The 1,807-nt window shown below is 68.1% G+C and carries 3 protein-coding genes; 1 reads left to right on the top strand and 2 read right to left on the bottom strand.

Annotation, left to right across the window (positions count from 1 at the left end; all coding sequences use genetic code 11):
- Nucleotides 1-11: 11 nt before the first annotated feature.
- Both ACWGI8_RS43895 and ACWGI8_RS43890 read right to left on the bottom strand, forming a co-directional pair.
- Entirely contained in the window at nt 12-767 is a 756-nt protein-coding gene (locus tag ACWGI8_RS43895; RefSeq protein WP_453669171.1) for a S1 family peptidase, read from the bottom strand.
- Between the two features lies 1 nt (nt 768).
- Entirely contained in the window at nt 769-1,098 is a 330-nt protein-coding gene (locus ACWGI8_RS43890; protein WP_453669169.1) for a hypothetical protein, read from the bottom strand.
- Nucleotides 1,099-1,418: 320 nt separating this feature from the next.
- Here ACWGI8_RS43890 and ACWGI8_RS43885 point away from each other — a divergent pair, with 320 nt between their 5' ends.
- Nucleotides 1,419-1,634: a hypothetical protein gene (locus ACWGI8_RS43885; RefSeq protein ID WP_453669167.1), complete on the top strand. Its 216-nt coding sequence runs from the start codon at nt 1,419-1,421 to the stop codon at nt 1,632-1,634.
- Nucleotides 1,635-1,807 lie beyond the last annotated feature (173 nt).

Raw genomic sequence — 1,807 nt, 5'->3', positions numbered from 1 at the left:
GCTGTCAGGGGTCAGGCGTTGCGCCTGATGGTCTTTTGGATCCAGTCCGCGTAGGCGGGCACGTTGGTGTAGAGGCCCGGCCCGGCCGAGCACGCGACCCCCGGGGCGCCGGGGCCCGAGGTGGCTCCGATGAGCTCCCACCGCCCGTGCCTGTCCTTCTGGAGTTGCGGCCCGCCGGAGTCCCCGCGGCACGCCATGGCCTCGGGCACGCGGCTGATCGTGCACAACCGGGTCCGGTCCGCGTAGCCGGGGGCGCACTCGGTGTCGGCACCCGTGCGCGTGTTGAGTTCCTGCAGCCGCTCCGCGAACTTCAGATCGGTGTCGACGGTGGTGCCGAATCCCAGGATCCGGGTCGGGGTGCCAGGCTGCCCGGCCCGCTTCGCGATCCGGACGGGCTTCTCGGTGACCGGGCGGTCGAGGCGGACCAGCGCAATGTCGTCCTCGTTGGCGGCCTTCCCGTCACCGTTCACATAGCCGGGGTGGATGACGGTCCGCTCGATGGCCCGGACGGTTCCCCCGGACTTCCGTTTCTCGCTGCCGATCCGGACGATGCCGTCCAGCTCAAGGCCGTCGCCCTGCACGCAGTGGGCCGCCGTCAGCACCCACTGCGGATCGATCAGCGACGCCCCGCAGGAACCGTCGTACAGCCCATGCTTCGGGGCCGACTCCGGGATTGTCGCCATGAACGGGTAGCGCTCCGTGGAATCGGTCCCGTTGCAGAAGGACTCACCGATCACACGGTCGGTGAGTCCTTCGAGGTGGGCCAGGTCAGTGGGAGGGGACGAAGCCCTCCGACTGGTCGAGATGGAATGGAGAACCGGGCCGTTCGGGTGTCCATTCGTTGGCGCGAGCAGTGCGGATGCTGTCGGCGACGCCGGAGGGCAGGACGGGGTTGGCCTGTGCGCCGAGCCAGTTGCCTGGGTGCGGCTGGTTGGTGGTGATCACCAGTGTGGTGCCGGGAGTCTCGGCGTGTTCGACCACGTAGGTGAGGGGAGAGCAGACCAGTCCCTGGTCGTAGGTCGGCCTTCCGCGCAGCCTCCATCGGTAGGTGGTGCCGTCGACGGTGATGTGCCGCGACCCCTTCTTCACCAGTGCCATGCCCACGTCCTTCCCGGGGCGACGATAGTGAACGGCCACTGGTCATGTCGCGCGGGATTCCCGCGGGACTCTGTACGCGAGAATGTCCGCACCTACGTCAGCCGGAACCTACGTGGCAAGCCCCAGCCGGTCGGCCCCCGGCCGCCATCGGCCCGCGCCGTCACCCGCTGGATCCTCACACACCCCGACGCCCTGGCCGAAAGCGACCGGCTCCAGCTCAAGGCCGCACTGGCCAACTTCCCTGAACTGGACGCACTCGCCGGCCACTTGCGCTCCTTCGCCCACATGCTCACCCAGCTACACGGCCACCAACTGCCGGCATGGATCGAAGCCGCAACGCCGCCGACCTGCCCAGCCTCCAGCGATTCGCCCGGCACTTGGAACGCGACCTCGACGCCGTCATCGCCGGCCTCTCACAGCCGTGGAACTCCGTTGTCGTTGAGGGCCATGTCAACCGGATCAAGATGCTCCAGCGCCAGATGTTCGGCCGCGCCGGCTTCGAGTTGCTGCGGAAGCGGGTTCTGCTGGCCCACTGATCATGCCCAAAGCGGCTAAGCTGCGCTCGACGAAAGAAGCAGGTCAGATGGACCCTCGCATACCCCGCCTGCGGCGCAGGCTAAGGGCTGTCCCGTAATCCCCGGTGGATCAGCGCGCGGCGTCAGATGCGGTGCATCGCAAGGCGGAGGGTCGTCCTCATACTGGGCGTATT

The organism is Streptomyces sp. NPDC054841 (assembly GCF_053611045.1).
The sequence above is the reverse complement of the archived record's forward strand: the minus strand, read 5'-3'. Positions and strand labels throughout refer to the sequence as shown.